Source organism: Hahella sp. CR1 (genome assembly GCF_029813005.1).
In the GTDB taxonomy this organism is placed as follows: Bacteria; Pseudomonadota; Gammaproteobacteria; order Pseudomonadales; family Oleiphilaceae; genus Hahella.
In genome coordinates this window covers 31,455-49,865 of the sequence record NZ_JAPELK010000017.1, presented here as the reverse complement: position 1 = coordinate 49,865, position 18,411 = coordinate 31,455, and the positions used below count along the sequence as shown (strand labels likewise).

General features: G+C 49.5%; 16 protein-coding genes. 7 read left to right on the top strand and 9 right to left on the bottom strand.

Annotation, left to right across the window (positions count from 1 at the left end; translation table 11 throughout):
* Window positions 1-174 precede the first annotated feature (174 nt).
* Window positions 175-1,344 (bottom strand): cellulase family glycosylhydrolase, encoded by a 1,170-nt coding sequence (locus tag ONV78_RS28085; protein WP_279507846.1) that lies wholly within the window; start codon window positions 1,342-1,344, stop codon window positions 175-177.
* Window positions 1,345-1,630: 286 nt separating this feature from the next.
* A complete protein-coding gene (locus ONV78_RS28080; RefSeq protein ID WP_279507845.1) occupies window positions 1,631-1,801 on the bottom strand; it encodes a hypothetical protein in 171 nt (56 codons plus the stop codon).
* A 201-nt stretch (window positions 1,802-2,002) separates the two neighbouring features.
* On the opposite strand from ONV78_RS28080, the gene ONV78_RS28075 reads away from it, so the two are divergent.
* The 3 genes from ONV78_RS28075 to ONV78_RS31945 all read left to right on the top strand — a co-directional run bounded on the left by ONV78_RS28075 (window position 2,003) and on the right by ONV78_RS31945 (window position 3,748).
* Window positions 2,003-2,440 (top strand): GNAT family N-acetyltransferase, encoded by a 438-nt coding sequence (locus tag ONV78_RS28075; RefSeq protein ID WP_279507844.1) that lies wholly within the window; start codon window positions 2,003-2,005, stop codon window positions 2,438-2,440.
* A 337-nt stretch (window positions 2,441-2,777) separates the two neighbouring features.
* Window positions 2,778-3,368, top strand: coding sequence for a DUF1629 domain-containing protein (locus ONV78_RS28070; protein ID WP_279507843.1), 591 nt, complete (start codon window positions 2,778-2,780; stop codon window positions 3,366-3,368).
* Between the two features lie 170 nt (window positions 3,369-3,538).
* Window positions 3,539-3,748: a hypothetical protein gene (locus ONV78_RS31945; RefSeq protein WP_347815436.1), complete on the top strand. Its 210-nt coding sequence runs from the start codon at window positions 3,539-3,541 to the stop codon at window positions 3,746-3,748.
* On the opposite strand, the gene ONV78_RS28065 is transcribed toward ONV78_RS31945, so the two are convergent.
* From ONV78_RS28065 to ONV78_RS28045, 4 genes are all read right to left on the bottom strand, one after another.
* Complete coding sequence (locus tag ONV78_RS28065; RefSeq protein WP_279507842.1) at window positions 3,711-3,989, bottom strand: hypothetical protein; 279 nt, start codon at window positions 3,987-3,989, stop codon at window positions 3,711-3,713. The genes ONV78_RS31945 and ONV78_RS28065 overlap by 38 nt on opposite strands.
* A 565-nt stretch (window positions 3,990-4,554) precedes the next feature.
* Window positions 4,555-4,959 (bottom strand): hypothetical protein, encoded by a 405-nt coding sequence (locus tag ONV78_RS28060; RefSeq protein ID WP_279507841.1) that lies wholly within the window; start codon window positions 4,957-4,959, stop codon window positions 4,555-4,557.
* 285 nt (window positions 4,960-5,244) lie between these two features.
* Window positions 5,245-5,733: a hypothetical protein gene (locus ONV78_RS28050; RefSeq protein WP_279507894.1), complete on the bottom strand. Its 489-nt coding sequence runs from the start codon at window positions 5,731-5,733 to the stop codon at window positions 5,245-5,247.
* A gap of 11 nt (window positions 5,734-5,744) precedes the next feature.
* Entirely contained in the window at window positions 5,745-7,514 is a 1,770-nt protein-coding gene (locus ONV78_RS28045; RefSeq protein ID WP_279507839.1) for a hypothetical protein, read from the bottom strand.
* A gap of 549 nt (window positions 7,515-8,063) precedes the next feature.
* Here ONV78_RS28045 and ONV78_RS28040 point away from each other — a divergent pair.
* Complete coding sequence (locus tag ONV78_RS28040) at window positions 8,064-8,972, top strand: DNA-formamidopyrimidine glycosylase family protein (protein WP_279507838.1); 909 nt, start codon at window positions 8,064-8,066, stop codon at window positions 8,970-8,972.
* Between the two features lie 139 nt (window positions 8,973-9,111).
* A complete protein-coding gene (locus ONV78_RS28035) occupies window positions 9,112-10,401 on the top strand; it encodes a hypothetical protein (RefSeq protein ID WP_279507837.1) in 1,290 nt (429 codons plus the stop codon).
* A gap of 28 nt (window positions 10,402-10,429) precedes the next feature.
* On the opposite strand, the gene ONV78_RS28030 is transcribed toward ONV78_RS28035, so the two are convergent.
* The gene (locus tag ONV78_RS28030; protein WP_279507836.1) at window positions 10,430-13,429 is read right to left on the bottom strand and encodes an EAL domain-containing protein; all 3,000 of its coding nucleotides are present in this window, start codon (window positions 13,427-13,429) and stop codon (window positions 10,430-10,432) included.
* A gap of 362 nt (window positions 13,430-13,791) precedes the next feature.
* Between ONV78_RS28030 and ONV78_RS28025 the strand changes: the two genes are divergently transcribed.
* Window positions 13,792-14,748 (top strand): tripartite tricarboxylate transporter substrate-binding protein, encoded by a 957-nt coding sequence (locus ONV78_RS28025; RefSeq protein ID WP_279507835.1) that lies wholly within the window; start codon window positions 13,792-13,794, stop codon window positions 14,746-14,748.
* A 75-nt stretch (window positions 14,749-14,823) separates the two neighbouring features.
* Here ONV78_RS28025 and ONV78_RS28020 read toward each other — a convergent pair whose 3' ends face one another.
* The gene (locus ONV78_RS28020) at window positions 14,824-15,231 is read right to left on the bottom strand and encodes a RidA family protein (protein ID WP_279507834.1); all 408 of its coding nucleotides are present in this window, start codon (window positions 15,229-15,231) and stop codon (window positions 14,824-14,826) included.
* 113 nt (window positions 15,232-15,344) lie between these two features.
* Window positions 15,345-16,235 (bottom strand): LysR family transcriptional regulator, encoded by an 891-nt coding sequence (locus ONV78_RS28015; RefSeq protein ID WP_279507833.1) that lies wholly within the window; start codon window positions 16,233-16,235, stop codon window positions 15,345-15,347.
* 226 nt (window positions 16,236-16,461) lie between these two features.
* Here ONV78_RS28015 and ONV78_RS28010 point away from each other — a divergent pair, with 226 nt between their 5' ends.
* The gene (locus ONV78_RS28010) at window positions 16,462-18,357 is read left to right on the top strand and encodes an ATP-dependent helicase (protein WP_279507832.1); all 1,896 of its coding nucleotides are present in this window, start codon (window positions 16,462-16,464) and stop codon (window positions 18,355-18,357) included.
* Window positions 18,358-18,411 lie beyond the last annotated feature (54 nt).

The window sequence follows — 18,411 nt, the reverse complement described above, 5'->3', positions numbered from 1 at the left end:
GTCGTTTGGCCGAGGTATTCACTGAAGTTAGAGCGGATAGAGGTCTTGTGGCGAAAGCGATTCGGAATAACGACCTCTATGACCGCATCTCGAAAAATACGACGAAGTTCTGGAGGCGCCTGAAGGAAACTGAAGCTTGCAGATTCCTTCAGGCGTTTGTAGGCGGAGGGCGTTTTATAGACGCTTGCGAATGATGTCAAAGAGCGCGCTGGATTCACGCTTTATAGGATCGGGTTCACCCTTCTCCATGGCGTCCCAGTATTTCCAGTTCACCTTCTTCGTTCCGAGTTCGTAATCCATCTGATCCCAGCTGTCCTCCCGAAACGCATAGAAAGCCCAATGCAGATTAAGGCTGTCAGCGGCTTCCAGAACATCCTTCAGATATTCGCCGCAACCGGGAATCGTTCTGGCGCAGCCAAACTCTCCCATCACCATCCGATTTATCGGGATTCCTGACTTTTTCGCCCAGTTTACGGGCTGAGAAATATAGGCGGCTAATTGCTGCGGGCCCCAATGCGACGTTTTCTCCCCAAATGGAATATCGCCTGGATACACATAGCGGTCTTCTCTATTAATGTTGGGAGAGCTGGTAAAGTCATAGGGCTCATACATATGGAAGGAATAAAGAATGTTTGAATCTTCAAGCCCGGATGGCCAGTAGGAAAAAGCATCCGCAGCAGCGTACCAGCCGGCATCCAGCATCACCGTTACGTTCGGATCAACCTGTCGTATCGTTTTGACCAATGATTGATAGAACAAGCGCAGGTCACGGGAGCTTCCCTGACTCTTCTTATACCACTGCGCCATGGCGTCAGAATCGGCATGCTCTTTCAGGTCGCTATTACGTTCCGGCGCGGGTTCGTTGACGAGGTTGAAGGCTGCAATAGCCGGATGCCCTTTCAAGGCTGTCGCGAGATCTTTCCAGAAGCGACTGGCGTCGTTCCAATTATTTTTGTCCGACCAGATCCGGTCATCAAAAACATCATTATTGTTCTGCGACCAGCGCATATTGGGCAAAGACAATGGAGCAATGACCACCTTCAGATTCGCCTTGTGGGCCCGGTCCAGCACCTGCTTCAGTTGCGCCAGATCGGCGCTGTTCAGGGATTGGTAATGATCCGCATCGCCGATCAGAAAATCCCGACCTTCAGAAGGCCACTTGTCATATGCCAACCTAACCCAGGTCGCACCATAGGCGGCGAGAGCGTCAAAGTATTCCTGAGTCGGTGGAAGCCGGTTAAAGCTGTTTGCGCCATGCTGTGGGGAGTCCCAGAAATTCGCCGTTTCAGCTTTGATGAAACAGGAAAATAGAATGAGTGAAATAAATACAACGCGTCGAAGCACCAATTAAAATCTCCATGTTTTTAAAATAGGGCGACAATAAAAAGCGAAAGATAGAAGAAATCTCCCCATTTCAATATCGGTATTTCTGCTGCTTATTGGCTAAAATTTACCGGGATCTACTTATATTTATTAAATTTCAGCAATAAATGAAAACCGGAGGAAGAATTGAAACATAATGTCATCTTTATCAAGTCGGGAATGCTTGTCAGGGGATTACAGGAGAGGATCTAGCGGAATGACTACCGTTGGAAATGCTTTATGACTTTACTCTATCAAGCCCAACCGTTTATTTGTCGCTTTTTTTACCAAATTTAGGCTTTCCAGCCTTTGCAAGCAAACCGACGATTGTTATCACAAGCATCGCAACAAAAGTGTATTGCCCTAATACCTGAAAGATCTCCCAGGCCAGAGCCGCCGCTACTAGACAGCCCACCAGGAATAATAGATTTTTCGCCATTATGCATACCTTGTTGATGAAATTTTCGCCATCACATAAATACTATATGATGAGGATTCCAAAGGATGACGTTATCGACGTTAAAAAAGTAAAGCGCCTGCGCTTGGCAGTATAATCTTCAGAGGTCGAACAGCCATTTTATGATAAGATCGGCAACTATAAAATATAACAGATCAATTAAGTAACTAAGACAGGTATCGGATGGATTATTCAGAAGAGAGCGCAACGCCTCATGATAAAGAAAAACTAGCCGCTCTCTATGTGAGGTCACTCAAAGAAAGCTTAACAACTATAAACCGTTTCAATCCAGAAAATTTAAATCAACAGTTTCTGGAACATTATGATGATTTTTGCTTTACAAAAATACTAGTAAAAAGTGAAATTGTTGGCTTATACAGCACTAAAAACATGCCCGACCACATTTGGCTAGTTCACTTATATATTGATCCTAAATACCAGTCGATGGGCATTGGGACAAATATCCTGAACAACATCATTCGAGAAGCTAAAGATAAGATGCTTCCTGTGCGACTAGCCACGATAGAAAAGAGCCCTGCCAATAATTTTTACATCAAAAATGGTTTTAAGCTGGATTATTCGGAAGACACCAACAATCACTACATCTATGAAGAGTTGTAGGCCGTAATCGATTAAGCTCAGCCACAGCACTTAAAATAAGGCCATGTTATTACTCATACTTCCGATGTATTAGATCACACAAACCTTCTTCTTTAAGTGCTTTTTAACCCTCATGGGATTGCCCCCTAGCTTGATCGCGCCACATGTCCCTAGATGCGCCTGAGATTGAAGTGTCAGGCGTGGCGTATGGCGTTGCCCATATACTCAACAGATGACTTTTCACGCGATTTGATAGCAACAATTCCTATGCGAGCTGTGAGAAGCTTTTCTGCCCTGATTTGACGGCGCCACTCCATTGCTGAGAGTGTTGCAGCAGCCAGAAATAGGAACGTAAGAGATGCTACAAGACGAATATTATGTCATCGAACGGGAAAACAACGACGACTACCCTTTGTTTTCCTGGGACCAGGAAAGCGGCCCCTATGGAGGTGGAAAGGCGGTTAACTCCCCGGCTCCCGTCCATCTAGCTTTGGGTGAGCCCATTTCCGCTAGTTTCAAATGGGTCGACTATCACGCCCTACCCAGTCCAGTGGTGTCAGAACCTCTTGCAGAGATTCTAGCAGGATTAAACATCTACGGGGTGGAGCTTGTACCGGCCCTAGTGCGCAACCCAAAAGACTTTGACGAGCCAGTTAAGAAATACTGCTTAGTACATATCTGGAACAGGATTGCATGCCTTGATAAGACCAAATCAGTTATCCGGACCAACAAAGCTGGCACACGAATTTTTTCAATCGACCAGATGGTCTTGGATGAGAGCGTCCTCAAGGATATCGAGGAAGATAAACGACTGGTTTTCGAGTTAGATGAAAAGGCGGCTATCTTCCTTGTTCACCAGAAAGTTAAAGACACCATTCTTTCCATTTCGCCCAAAGGATGCCGATTCTTCAAGGCAAGCGATTGGAATAGCTCAAGCTCTTTCGATTAATAACAATCTGGCCATACCAATTTTCCCATTACATGGATGACAAGACGCACGGATGCTGAACCTACTTTTCCACCTCATACCTGTTGTTGCCGGCGCTGCAGCTCAAGCCGCCACCTGTCTTTACGACTCATTGAAGCAGACTCGTCCCACCTGCCATATCAAATCGGTAAATTGAACCGTGCTACTCCAATCCAGCAACAGGAAACCCGCCTTTTCCTTCTGACGATACCCGCGATTTTATAGAGCTTACCTGGGTGTTACTGCAGAGGATCTGGCGAGATTGCCACCATTACTTAAAGGCAGGAGTAATGCTTCGTGACTTTTCTCCAACCGAAGAGCCAGTTAATCAATCCGGAAACCGCGTGCCTTGGCTCTTTTGATTTGCTCTTCCGTCAAAGGCGGTTCGTCATCCGATTTCCAAAAGTATGGAAGCTTTTTCGCTACTTCATCCAAAGGAATAAACCCTTTGATTTTGTCATCTGGAGATATGCTGGCCCATCCCTCAATCGGATTCCAGTATGATGCGGATATTGTAGCCATTCCGTATGTTTCAACCGCAATGATATACACTCCCTTCTCTTTCGGGGTATCGCCTACAGTCCACTGAGTATCTTCAAACATGAGATTCTCCATCAATACATCAGCCTGCACTTTTCCGCTTCACATGCATATTCTCATAGCCTCGTAGTTTCCCTTTCAAGAAACTCATGCGCCCCTGCCAAACCATGGTAATGAGAAAGCAGTGATTATCAAGAATGGCCCTCCGGGAATAAATCGGCACAGAAGAATGAATCATAGGAAGGTTTCTCCTGCTTATATTACTCAATCGTCTGATATTCCAGAGGTTATCTAGTAATAAGCACCATCGTCAATATAGAGAAAAAAAGATGCAGGCATATTAATAGAAATAAAAAACAATAAAGGTATGGTCTTTTCTTTTTCTCGTAGATGCTAGAAAAAAAGTATGCCTTACCAGATTTGTGGGTAGAGTAAAGATCATAAAGAGAAACGAAAAAAAGAATTACCGCCGCAGGACCGTAGGCCATAGCCACTGAAGCGCTGCCCATATTCACCGCCCCAAAGGCTACATTATAAGAAACGACAAAAGCGATATTGGCTGTAAGTAGCGGTTTTAGCATAGTTTCAAGCTTGCATTCAGATTAGGGCTCATCGGTATATCAGTCGATTATAGCCAATCATAGCTCCACGACTCTGGGGATTGCTGTAGCTCATACTGATAGCAGGCCACATAGTGTCGAAGTTCTCTATCGCCATCATAAAACTGGAGGACTTTCATGATCCCCTCTTTTATTTCCAGCTCATATCCATCATCAAGATCGTCGACAGGGAGCAGCTTTGTTGCTTGTTCGAAGTTACATAGCTTTAGCTGGAGGCAGTTCAAGGCGCGCATCACCATTGGAATGGACAGGTAGCATACCCCACTAAACATAATGTGAGCGGAAACATTCTCTCCAGGGCCGCCAGAACTAGAATTGACTTCTAAAGCCAAGTCATATGCTTCGCAATCAAAGCGAACAACCACTGCCTCGTCCAACCAGGACAACGTCTTATTAAATGTGCCTAGGTCCATATCGGAAACCTCCAGTGCGGGCCAAAAATTATACAAAACAGCCATATATAATGCGACAGGCCCTCAATAATTGAGAGTGGCGAAGGGTGCAGATGTATAGAGCTTATGGAGAGATTGGATAAACTAAGCAACGAAACAGCTGGTGTTGTTTGGTTTGCTGGACGGGGGATACAACAGCCCAGACGAGGAAGGCTTTCTCCCTCTGATACTACTAGATGGGAGGGCATACTCAACGTACGCGAACCCACTAACTTTCAAAACAGCTTCAAAGAGGTGGAAAATATATTATTTCCAGCCTTCTGCTATTGCGACATAAGACAAAACTCTAGCACATATGCTCCATGTAATTGGAGCTATACCAAACACTTCTGCGCAGGGATATTTTTTTAATATTTTTCTATAATCTTTACCTAATGTCTTCCCCAAACCTTCAACGTCCTTTTCAGAAATCGTGTGACCAAATTTATGCGCACAGTTATTCCTAATTGAATTCAGTTTTTTCAAGGAATCTATAAGCTGTCCTTCAAACTCTCCGAACGCATCAATTAACTTCAATTTATCTGAAAAAGAGTAGCCATTTTTTCCAGTTATTTCTTTAATAGAAACCAATTTACAGGATATGCATCTATCCAACAAATGCTCAACATACAAATGAGAAATTAATATCCCATAAATTGAGTCAGAAGCATTTTTTACGGCACTTTCATAAACGCCTAACTCTTGCTTCAATTTCGCCGTACTGGCCAAATTTTTCTTACCGTCAATACTAGACATAGCCACACTCCTTAAAGCTGCCTCACGCCACAACAAATTATCATTTTAATAAATTCATCATTCACGACTGTTTTTTTTCCAGCCAAAAATCCAGAGAAAAATGAGTACTCCATTTCCGCCAGTTTGAAGCTTTGCTCAACAGAATGAACCGCTCCTCTATTTAACTTCATATCTATTATAGACTTCATAATTATATCAAGGTAATCATGAGTATTTTCCACAAGAATATCTGTATAAGCTGGAGCTAATCCTTTATGAACAATAAGATTTCTTGACCTGTATATTCTTCTTAATTGCCAGCCGACTCTTTTCTTATGATTTTCAAGGGCCTTACTCGTCTCCTTTGGATCAGATAAAACATGACAAAAATATTTATACCTTTCTCGTAAGAGGTAGAAAAATTCAAACGAATTATCTATCATTATTTTTTTCCTGTCATACTCCGGCAAAGACATTACCTTAGCTAACTTTTCAACAAGCGAGTCACCATTTACATCTGAAACCACCTCTTCATAAAACTCTTCCTTGAATCTCCACATACTTTTTTGAAGCTCAGAAAGCAATCTAGAAAGATATCTTAGATTTAAAAAAGGAATTACAGAATTAATAATATGCTCAATATTTGACACTTCATCCGCTGGATTTTTAGTAGGAATCAGAGACTCTAAAGCGATCCACAAATTGATGAGCTTTTCCTCTTTTGAATCGCTTTTTATTGCCATTGAATGAAGCTCTGCACATCTATTGAACTTTATAAATGAGTCTTTTTGCATATAGAACTTAGAAACAAAGTTGTTCAATTTTTTTGACGCAACTCCTGGCATCAGATCCATGCACTTACACATTGGATCTTGAACAAAAACAGAATCAACCATTTCATCATTGGCAACGTCATATATAATGCATGACGCTTCAAACTCAGGATGAGATTTGTGATGAAAAAGTGTATAAAGGGTTCTTACAAATTCAACCCTCCTATCAGCAGCCACGTGAGCAGAATATTGGTCCTTAGCCTCAAGCTCAATTAGCATATAATTCTGATCTTTTTTAAGATAAAACTTATCATTAGAAATACCAGGAGGCAAAAGAGAAGGCCGATCAATGATTTTTATTCCCAATTTACCGCAGGCAGCACTTATTCTCTTGAAAACAGTTTCACCTTTATAGACAACAATATATTTTTTATTATGAAGGGGGAACAATTTAAAAAATCCGTCAACTGACGAACCGTCAATTTCAATCTCTTTATTATAAAAACAGTTGATCAATGAGCTAAAAATAAATTTAGAACTATAGCCAAGGTTAACCAAGCACGTCACATAACTTCGCGTCAAAGACCTAATACCAGAGAAATCACTCCCTTTCTTAATTTCACCAATCAAAATCCTCTCGTTGGAAACCTTATATTTTGGCAAAATAATCTGATTAAATATCAACTCAACAACTACTTTTCTTTCCTGCAAATCATTCTCTTTATTTTTTATCTTCCCCTTTAATCCTCCCAAATCCAGCGTCAATAGACTATTAGACACGACGTCTTTAGATAAATTTTCGCTTAACTCCTCTAATATATGATCTATATTCGGCTTTCTAATATTTCCTTCTCCGATCTCTTTAATAGCTTGAAGAGCTTCTTCACATAGCAAGCTACTATTCATTGCCGATGGTTTATAAGTATCAAGTGAGTAATCGAAAAGTAACTCCTCAAGAAGCTGAGAAAAGTATACAAGCCCCTTATTCCCTTCCGGGTCTTTCCAATTAGAAAGCTCTCTAAACTTCACTTAAATCACCAACATATTAATTAAGCATGTAAAATGCGCTCCATAATTACACTTTTTAATTAAGTATCGCATCCATCCAGGCTATTCCAGATTTAACCAATATATTCACTTCGCGACGATCCAGCCTCGAGTATTTACGGACAACATAAGAAAGATTCTCTCTTGCCATATAATAAAGTCGCAGGACTTCCCTCATCTCGGGTCCGCAGTTTGGGCACGGCAAAACCCACCTTGGCAGCCTCCTGCTCTGTAATCACGAGCGATCGCACCGAAATTCCCGCCAACCAAACAAACCGCATCAACGATAAATACGCCACATCCCCTGTATAAATTTAGACCAACTCACCCACCGTTCCAGCAATTACGCGACTTCATCGACTAATTGTCTCACCGCCTTACCTCAATCAATTAATTTTCAATAACTTGGACAGGCGTCCACACCAACCAGTCCATGATTGGCTATTCCAACATCCCCCAATAAACAGCCAGCTTTTCCACAACTCATATGCTTTACACATATAATCCCTCTAACAAACAGGAGGATGCGTGATGCCTGAATATCCTGACATTACTGTCTATATCGATGCGTTGGAGCGGCGTATTCTTGGCCAGGTGTTGGAGTCGGTGGAGTTGCATAGTTATTTTCTGTTGCGGACGGCGGAGCCGTCTTTGGAGGCGGTGGTTGGCGGGAAGGTGACGCAGTTGCGGCGGATTGGTAAGCGTATCGCCATGGGCTTTAATAATGACGTCTGGATGGTGTTTCACCTGATGATCGCGGGGCGGTTGCATTGGCGCGAGGCGGGTAAGAAAGCGCCGGGGAAAAATGCGTTGATCAGCTTGCAGTTCTCCAATGGCGTTTTGTTTTTGACGGAAGCGGGAACCAAGAAGCGCGCGTCATTACATCTTGTCAGAGAGGAAGCAGGCTTGGCGCAGATCAATCCGGGCGGTCTGGAGATATTGGAGTCTGACCTTGCCGCGTTCCAACAGGCGTTGACCCGCAATAACCACACATTAAAAAGAGCGCTGACTGATCCACATATTTTCAGCGGCGTCGGCAACGCTTATTCCGACGAAATTCTGCATGCGGCCCGACTGTCTCCCATTGCGCAAACTCAAAAGCTGAGTCCAGAAGAAATAGAGCGGCTGCATCAGGCGTGCCGCACTTGTTTGACCACCTGGACGCAACGCTTGCGCGACCAGTATGGCGACGCCTTTCCAGAAAAAGTCACCGCCTTTCGCGAAGACATGGCGGTGCATGGTCGTTACAACCTACCCTGTCCGGTCTGTGGCGGAGCCGTACAACGCATTCGCTATGTGACCAATGAAACCAACTATTGTCCCAATTGCCAGACGGAAGGACGCTTACTGGCGGACCGGGCGTTGTCCCGTCTGCTGAAAAAAGACTGGCCCAAAAGCGTTGAAGAGCTGGAGAAAATTCGCGGCAAAAACGATCACTGAATAAAGCCGCCATGGCCGCCAATCGGTCGTTGGGGTCATTGCCAAAACTTCTCGGTCGGCTAAACTTTCGGCATGGATTCACCATTAACCAGGCTTCGCCCGTCTCCGCAGGGCAATGACCCAATAACAAGGACTCAGTATGCTGCAAGACCAGTTCGCGCCCAATTGGACGCTAACCCCTACATCCGGACTGCAAATCAACACCACCGCCATTTCCGCCAACGGCGCGCAACTTATCACCGGCACTTCCTCCGAATATGGAGAGAGTAGCGACTTCGCCATTTACAGCTACGCCACCGACGGCTCCGCGCCGTCACTGCAGTGGAGCGATCCACTGGGCGACAACGTCACCCAAGGCGTGTTCTGGGTCACGGTCTCCGGCAACGGCGCTTATGCGGCCGCCGGCGGACAATACGGCAGCGGCAACGGCTTTCTGCGCACTTACAATGTCGGCGTCGGCGTCTCCAGCCGTCAGGAATTCAGCGCAGACAGCCGCATCAATGAAGTAGAAAGCAGTTACGACGGCTCCACCATTATCGCCGTGGAAGGCGCCAACGCCTTGCTGCTGACCCTCAACGGACAAAGCTATAGCGACTCCCAAACCAACGTCAGCGAATCCTATTTACGCAGTTGCGGCATCTGCAACACCGGCGAAATTGTGGTGGTGGGCGGTGAGCTGGACAGCTATTCGGAGAGCGTCGAATTCGCCCGCGGACGCAAGCCGGCGAAACGTGCGGAGGTCAGCTCCACCGGACTGGTTATCCTCTACGCCAATCAAAGCGGAACCCTGGTGGAATACGGCCGCTTCCATACCGCCACCGGCGTTCTGCGGGTCGTCATCAGCGCTGACGGAGGCTACTTCGCCGCTTCCACCAAGAACGGCTACGTTTATCTGTTCGCCACCCCGGACAGCCCTGTCAGCGGCCTCACGCCCCTCTGGTCCTACACGCCTTCCGACCAGTCTCTGGGACTGACTTACGCCCTGGCCATCGCCAATGTCAGCGGACAAGTCTATGTCGGCGCCGGCGGCAATTACGACGGCTCCGGCGCGACCAAAGCCGCCTCTGACAGCCCCGGCTTCGGTTTCGCCTACATGTTGAAGAACGCCGGCGATTCCGGGGAATATTACCCGCAACGCCTGTGGATCAATCAGCTGGAGTATTGCCCCAACCCAGGCATGAATATGGACGCCAACGCGCAGTATGTGACCTCCGCCGACGGCGAGCCCATCTTCAGCGACAGCAACTCTTCGCCGCAGGAAGAAACGCCCGGCAACTTCTATCTGTTTAACGCGCAAACCGGCGAGTTGTACTGGAAATACGCCACCTCGCTAATGAACTGGCCCATGTCCATCAACGCCGAGGGCACCGCCGTCTTCGCTGGCAGCGATGACGGCAGCGTGTATTACTGGGGCAGCCCAGCGCTCTGATTGTTTGAGAAAGGAAGATCAGACAAGCTCAGGGAGTGAGCTTCACCACATTGGGGGCGCTGAATTTCCCAATGATTTCATGTAGATCGGCAGCTTTGGAGAAGTAGAACCCCTGAGCGAGGAAGCATTGGTTTTCCTTCAGGAATTTCACCTGTTCGGCGTCTTCCACACCCACCGCCACCACCTTCAGCTTTAGATTATGCGCCATGGAAATCATCGCTTTTACGATTTCCGCATCATCGCCTTTCCTCAGCATATTGTGAATGAACGACTTGTCGATCTTGATGCAGTCGATGGGTAGTTGCTTGAGATTGCTCATGGAAGAGTAACCCGCGCCGAAATCATCCACGGTGATGCCAAAACCAAGCTTATTCAGATCATTGATGCTGCGGTTGTTTTGTTCCAACTCTTCAGTGATGGTGGACTCCGTCAGCTCCAGTTGGATATTGCAGGGTTCATTGCGGTGGGCGGCGACAATGCGCCCGATATCCGCGATCAGGCCTTTATCCCGCAATTGGCGCGCCGACACATTGATCGCTACGCCGACATCGGCGAACCCCATCTTGCGCAACTCCTGGGTGGCGGAAATGACTTCGCTGATCACCCATTTACCCAGCTCCACAATGAGGCCCGTCTCCTCCGCCAGGGGAATAAAGTGATCGGGATAAATGACTCCCTGGCTGGGATGATTCCAGCGCAGCAGCGCTTCCAGCCCCACCAGTTTCCTAGTTTCCAGGTCAATCACTGGTTGATAGTCCAACCGGAACTGTTTCTTGGACAGCCCCTGGATCATTTCCGCTTCCAGCGCCTGTTTCTTTTTGGCTTCTTCATTCATGGAATGAGAGAAAAACTGGATATCGTTGCGGCCATTACGCTTGGCCTGATACATGGCGGTGTCCGCGTTCTTCAACAGTTCATCCAGCTCCACGCCATCGTCAGGTGCGATACTGATGCCGATACTGGCGCCGACAAAATATTCTTTACCGGCGAACTTGAACGGACGGTTCAAGGTCCGCCGAATGCCCTGCGCCACGCGCCGAGCGTCCGCATGGCCCCGAATATCCGACAGGATCACGGTAAACTCATCGCCGCTGATGCGCGCCACCGTATCGTTCTTGCGCACGTTCTGCTTGATGCGCGCGGCAACGGTTTTCAGCACTTCGTCGCCAGCGTCATGGCCGTAGTTATCGTTGATCTCCTTGAAGTGATCGATGTCGATAAACATCAGGGCGATCATAGACTTGTCGCGCACGGCCCGGGTAATGGCGTTTTCCAGGCGCAACTTGAACAGCAGCCGGCTCTCCAGTCCCGTCAGGTGGTCGTAAAACGCCAACTGCTCCATCTCATCCTTGCTCTTTTTCAGCAGCGTGATGTCTTCACAGGTCACCACATAATGGCTGACTTTTTCCGGCGCGGGACGGAATACGCCGTAGTTACGCGCCGCCTGCTCATAAATGGGGAAAATGGAGATCTGCACCCAGTACTGATTGCGCGAGGCGTCGTAACAGTGCAACTCATCGCGGATCATCGGTTCCGGCAACTCACGGAAGTTGATCTGATCAAGACGCGGAAAACAAACACGCTCCTCCAGTGAAGAGATGTGTTTGTCGAACACCTGCATGCGATCGTAGCCGGACATCGCCAGAAACGCGTTATTCACGTAAACGATAATGCCATCCGCATTGGTGATGATGACGCCGCTGCGACTGCTCTCCACCGCTTTGGACAGAAGACGCAAAGACAGCTCGCGCTGCTCCCTCTCCGCAATCTCCAGCTTCAATTCCTGATTGGCCTGCGCCAGCGCCTCCGTCCTCTCCTCCACTCGGGCTTCCAGCGCATGGTTCAGTTTGTACAGCGCCTGCTCTTTTTCTATCAGGGTCTGCGTCTGCTCGTACAACGCGTCATTGGCCTCGCGCAGTTGATGGGTGTGCAACTCAACCCGGTTTTTAAGCCGGTTGTTGAACGTCATCAATAAAAAGATGCCCACCGCCCCGGCGATCACCACCAGACCGCCAATCAACAGCGCTGTATGCAACACCAGTCTGGCGTCATTGCGGTCCGAGTCAAAGATAAAGCCCTCCAGATTGTAATCCCTGGACGCCATATCCAGCGCGGCGAAGGTGTCCGCGATATGCCGCCAGCGACCCGGATTCATATGCCCGACCTCCACCAGCTTGGGCACGATCAGGTCAATGGTTTCCCGGGCTTCATACACCAGCTCGTCATATTTTTTGCGGGAGTTGTATTTGCTTTGCAGCAAACGAATGATCTCTTCCGGGTTGTCCACCGCATAACGCCAGCCTTCAATCGTGGCTTCGCGGAAGCGCGCCACCTCTTCGGTATCGCTCATCGCATGATTTTCGGTGGTGAAAAGGGTGTCGCCGTAGAAATCGATGCCGTAACTGCGCGGGTCCATGATGTTATAGGCGATCTGACGTTTACGCAGCTGATACGGCAGGTCAGTCACGTAGCCCACCATGGCGTCGACGCGATGCTCCACCAGATCGTTGATGTTAAAGGACAATGGCATCTGTTTGATCTGAGAGAGCAGCACGCCTTCTTTGCGCAGGATGCCAATGGTGTTGGCCCCGTATGGCCCATGGGGAAACATGACGCGTTTGTCGATCAGGTCCTGCGGACTGAGTATCTCCGACTCCGCCAGACTCACCAATACCAGAGGCGAATGCTGAATCATCACCGCTACGGCGGTGACAGGCGCGCCCTGCAAGCGGTAAAGCAGCAGCTCTGAGTTGGCGACGCCGAAGTCCGCCCTGCCCTCCACCACTTCATCGATAGGATTAATGTCCGGCGCCGCCTCGCGCAGGGTCACGTCAAAACCGGCTTTCTGATAGAAACCTTTTTCGATGGCGGCGTAAAAGCCGGCGAATTGGAATTGATGCAGCCACTTCAACTGCACAACGACAGGGGTAAGTTCTGATTCCGCCGCCCCACTGATTCTCGTGATCAGGCAAAGAACCAGAAAGCATATCGTCCGGACACGGCCAATAGGAGAAGATGAGTTCGGCATCTATGGCATTACCACCGGTTGTTTTCGGATGAAACGCGACGCCCGAAAAGCTGCTGTAACGCAACCCAATCACGGTTGACCGGAATTATCTCTTTAAGCTTAGTAGATAATGTTCCCGAGCACGTTGGATTTCCATATCTATGACACATTTTTTCACCTGTGGGGCGAATATTTTACTTCCATGATCGCCCTCATACTGTTTCAGTCAGTTTGATTATTATCCCAACAGCAACAAAAGTCCGGTCTATAGTTAAATTTCAGGCGATATTTTTTCATTCAACTCCCACATGGAAACGAAACGCCACTCCCTCTCTCTTGAAGCCGCCTGAACCGCAAAACAATAAAGCAGAGGTATATATACGATGAGCGTATTAAAACGGTTGTCTTGGCTAACATTCCTTTTAGGTTTTTCTCTCTTCGTCGGCGCCAAAGAACTGGCCTTTCTCATTCCCGGGGGCGAAGGCGGCGGTTGGGACACTACCGCCCGAGAAACCGGCGCGACGATGCAGACTATCGGCCTGGTGGATGGCGTCAAGTTCACCAACCTGTCTGGAGGCGGCGGCGGACGCGCCCTGGATGATCTGGTGCGTAACGCGCCCAAGTACTCGGAAACCCTGATGGTGCAATCCACGCCATTGATATTGCGTAGCCTGACCGGGGTGATCGACAAAGACTTTCGCGACATCACGCCCATCGCTACGGTGATTGCGGAGTATCAGGTGGTGGCGGTGAAAGCGGACTCGCCGATTCAATCAGTGTCGCAACTGGCGGACCTGATTCGGGACCATGCCGCGAAAAATCCGATTATCGGCGGTTCATCCAAGGAAAGCCTGGACCACATTACCGCCGCGCTCCTGCTTAAATCCGCCGGCATCGGCATTGATCAAATGCGTTATGTGCCCAGCGACGGCGGCGGCGACGCCCTGGAGAAGCTATACAAAGAAGTAGGCGTCGCCCTGGTGACCGGGCTGGGAGAAGTGGTCAACGATTATAAGTCCGGCAAACTGCGCCTGCTTGGCGTCACCAGCGACGAACGCCTGGAAGGCTTTGACATCCCCACCATGAAGGAACAGGGCTACGATCTGGTTTTCGCCAACTGGCGCGGCTTCTTTGGAACGCCCGGCATGCCCGCGCAAGACGTCGCCCAATACGCCGATATGCTGGAGAAACTGTCGCAAAGCGATCAATGGAAGCAGGTAAGAAGCAAATACGGATGGTCCAACTTTTATCATCGCGGCGACGCCATGCAGCGTTTTCTGGAGAATCAGGAAAAAGATATCCGCGAAGTGTTGCTGAGCCTGGGCGTTAAGGTGCGCTGATTTTCCCGATCGGGCTTATTCAAGCGCCGACGAACGTCGGCGCTGTAGCGATGGAAATGTCTCTTTAGCGACTATCTATCCTTGGCGACGGACTTTCGCCACCGCCTCGATTTCCACCAATGTGCCCGGCGACGCCAGTGAAGCGACGCCCACGCCGGTCAGCGCTGGCCTGACGGTTCCCAGATAGTTGGCGAGAACAGGCGCTACTTTCGCCATGTGATCCGCCAGCTCTCCTCTGACATAGATGCGCACTTGCAGCAGATTATCGACGGAAGACCCCGCTTCCTTCAGCACGATGCTCAGGTTCTCCAGCGCATTCGCTGTCTGGGCTTCAATCGTGTCGTTCTTCAGTTCGTAGTCCGCGTCCCAGTCCACCTGCCCGGACACAAACACCAATCCTGACTCCGTATCAACCGCCGCCTGCGACAGCCCAAAAGGCGAACCGTCATACAGCGCGCTGGGATTCACTTTATTAATGCTCATAAAGACCTCTAAAACCGACTAATAGTGTGCAGTCAGAGTAGAGCTTCAGAGGCGACCGAGCGATCAAGCAGCCGTTGTAACCGATACAAGCGCCGCAGGATTGACCGATACGATCAGGCGCGGGAAAGGCGCTGTTTCACGGTACCGAGCGCCCACATGATCAGGGGATCGTTCCTGGCGCTGGGATGATAGGCCGCCACCACTTCGTATCCCGGCGGATATTTGCTGAGAGGAATTTCGAATAAGCCTGCGCAAGGCAGCAGCCGCGACGGCAAAAAGGCCACCATATCCGTCGCCTGCAAATATTCCTGGGCGATGTGGAACGACGGCGCTGAAATCGTCACGTTACGGCGCAAACCCTGCTGCTCAAACCAGGCGTCCGCCGACCCGGCGAAACCGCCAGTTCCTGGCGAGGTGACAATAAAGTCACGCTCCACCAGCCGCTCCAGAGCAATCTCTCCCTCGCCCGCCAACCCAGGGTCGGCGGAGACGCAGAGATATCTTTCCGTGAACAATGGCTCGGACAGCAGGCCTTCCGGCACATAGCCATGGGAAGTGAACGCAAGATCAATCTCCCCTTGCCGCATTTTCCGGGTCAGGCTGGCGCTTTCGATATTGGCGACCACGACTTTCACCTTGGGCGCGGCTTTTCGTAATTCAGCGACCAGCTGTGTCACAATCACTTTCTGGGTGTAATCCGTGGCGGAGATCACCAAGGTTCTTTCCACCTTCGCCAAAGAAAACACCTCCGGCGCCGGAATCGCGTGCAGATGGGTCAACACCTGCTGGATATGCGGCTCGATCAGTTTGGCGTAAGGCGTCGGAGCCATGCCATGGCCGGTGCGCACGAATAACGGGTCGCCCAGAATGTCCCGCAGTTTTTTCAGCTGTTGACTGATCGCCTGCTGGGACAGATCGAGGGACTCCGCGGCGGCGGAGATATTGCCGAAGCGATACAATGCGTCCAATGTCCGCAGATGGTGGATTTCCAGTTTTTCGATCATGCATGCCTCAACAGAATCCGGGACGCCGTCGCCTGAGCAACGGATCTGAAATACCCGCCTGATTGTATGTGCATGACGCGGGGTTGGCGACGCATAACTCGAAAATCCCCCAAGAACTGGCAAACTGAAATTGAGTTTGTCCCTGTGATCGTTTAGCTTCGTTCAAACTTTCACAGAGCAGTTCGCACCGTGATAAAGCACCTTTGGGTCAAAGAAGGATAAGTGTTTGAAAGACATACTGTCTTATCTCAATGAAGAACAGTTCAAAGCCGTTAGCGCCACCGAGGGAGCCACTTTGGTTCTGGCTGGCGCCGGCTCAGGCAAGACCCGCGTGGTCACCTACAAAGCCGCACACCTTATCCTGAATAAAAAAGCGCCGCCGAAATCCATTATCCTGGTGACCTTCACCAACAAGGCCGCGAATGAGATGCGATCGAGGCTCGGCGAGCTGATTGGCCCCATCGCTAAAACCATCCATATCGGCACCTTTCACAAGCTGTTCCTTGAGTTGATCCTGAAACCCAGTTCCGATCGCCCCGTCACGCAGAAATATGGATACAACCAGACAACGCGGGTGATCAGCGAACATGAGGCCAGAAGCTTCATCGAGTCATTCTGGTCCAACCTGGGCGAGGAACAGCAGCGCTTCGTCGCCCGCAACGGCATCTCTCTCAATGAAGTTCTCGCCTGTCTGTCCCGCGCCAGAGCCAACGGTTTCGGCTCCCACGACTATGCGCCGCCCATGGAACTGACCAATCGTGAACGCATGATCGATCGCATCATGATTGCGCTGTGGAAAAACCTGGACGAGGAAAAAAGAAAGCTCAACGCCATTGATGCGGACGATATTCTCTATATCGCCTGCCACGTGCTCAAAGAAGACGCTGAGTTGCGAGACGCGCTGCAATACCATTTGAAGCACTTCATCATAGATGAGTTTCAGGACTGCAATTACCTGCAGTTTGAAGCCATACGCCTGTTGGCGTCCAACTCCGTTTCCATCACTGTCGTCGGCGACGCCAAGCAGTCCATCTACCAGTTCCGGGGCTCGGAGCCATCGGTTTTCCAAGCGTTCCTGGAAGCGTACGAATCTCCCAGCGTCTGCGTGCTGGACACCAACTACCGGTCCTTGAACAAACTGGTGCAGCTCAGTAATAAGCTGGCTGACAGCATGCCTCATCGCCTGCAGGAAGACATCGCCATGCGCGCCCATAGAAGCGGCGACGGCACGGTGCAGTTCGCGTCGCCTATCAATGTCGTGACCGAGTCAAACGAAGTCGCCGCGAGTATTCAAACGCTGTTGAACGCAGGGACGCCGCCTGATGAGATCGCCGTTCTCTACAGGGAGAACAGCCAGCGCCTGCATATCGAACAGGCGCTGATCGCCCGCCGCATCCCTTACTTGGTTAATGAAGGCGTTCCGCTGCTGCGCCGGCGCGGTCCGCGTATGCTTTTGAGTCTGTGTCTTGCGCCCTCCAGCAGCGAAAGTCCGTTGGAGGAGAAGTACCTGGAGTACGTCCTCAATAACAGCCGGATTAATCTGCAATGGCGACACAAGAAATCCGGCAAATATAAAGACGAAGCGATCTTCAAATATCTGCAGTTTATTTCCGACGCCGATGGCAGCCTCGGCGAAAAGGCGACGGACATCATTCGCGACGTGCGCCTGATCAAGAAGCTGAATCACTGTCCGCCATCGCAAGCGGAAGAGCAGTTATGGGAAATACTGCTGCGCCACACTTATTTCAGCCGGGAGGGTATGGAAAGCCTGCCCGCCAAAGTGGTGATTCAGCAGTTGTTGGACGGCTTGAAGAAAGGCGTCCCTCTGGAGCAAAGCGCCGAGGAACTGCTGAAAATAAACAGCGATAAAACCGAGTCGGATAAAATTCATCTCATGACCATTCATGCCTCAAAAGGCGCTGAATTCGATACGGTATTCCTGATCAATGCGACCCAGTCCGAGCATAAAGAGAGAGAGGAAAACAGGGAGGAGGAACGCCGGGTTTTCTATGTGGCGCTGACACGGGCCAAAAGCAGACTGCATATCTCCTGCCCGCAATATAACGAACGTGGGCTACCTCTACAGCCTTCGCCGTATATTGCGGAACTCAGACGCGTTTAGAAGCCCTTAGAGGTAATGGATAGAGGCCAGCGGCTTATTTTCGTTAAATTCAAG